The sequence below is a fragment of the Bradyrhizobium uaiense genome, from assembly GCF_010811875.1.
Lineage (GTDB): Bacteria > Pseudomonadota > Alphaproteobacteria > Rhizobiales > Xanthobacteraceae > Bradyrhizobium > Bradyrhizobium uaiense.
This window is the reverse complement of the sequence record NZ_VKHP01000847.1, coordinates 1-246: the sequence shown is the minus strand read 5'-3', so window position 1 is coordinate 246 and position 246 is coordinate 1. Positions and strand designations below refer to the sequence as shown.

Sequence of the window (246 nt, the reverse complement as noted above, 5' to 3'; positions counted from 1 at the left end):
CGTAGGCAATCATTGTCATCAGGGCGTGACGATGAAGACCCTTCCATGATCGCCCCTCGAAGTGATCAAGTCCGAGTTCCTCCTTCAACTGCTGATGCGCCTGCTCACAAATCCATCTTGCCTTGATAGTGGCGGCCAATGTGCGCAGATCCGTCGACGCAGGCAGGTTGGCGAGATAGTATTTCTTCTCCCCTGAGGCACGTTGCTCGCCAATGAGCCAGGCTTCGTCGCCGGGGAGATGCTGCT

Annotated in this window: 1 protein-coding gene; it reads right to left on the bottom strand. The window is 56.5% G+C overall.

Going from position 1 to position 246, the window contains the following annotated elements:
- The coding region (locus FNJ47_RS47750) for a transposase (RefSeq protein WP_163163698.1) at window positions 1-246 on the bottom strand (246 nt) is incomplete at both ends.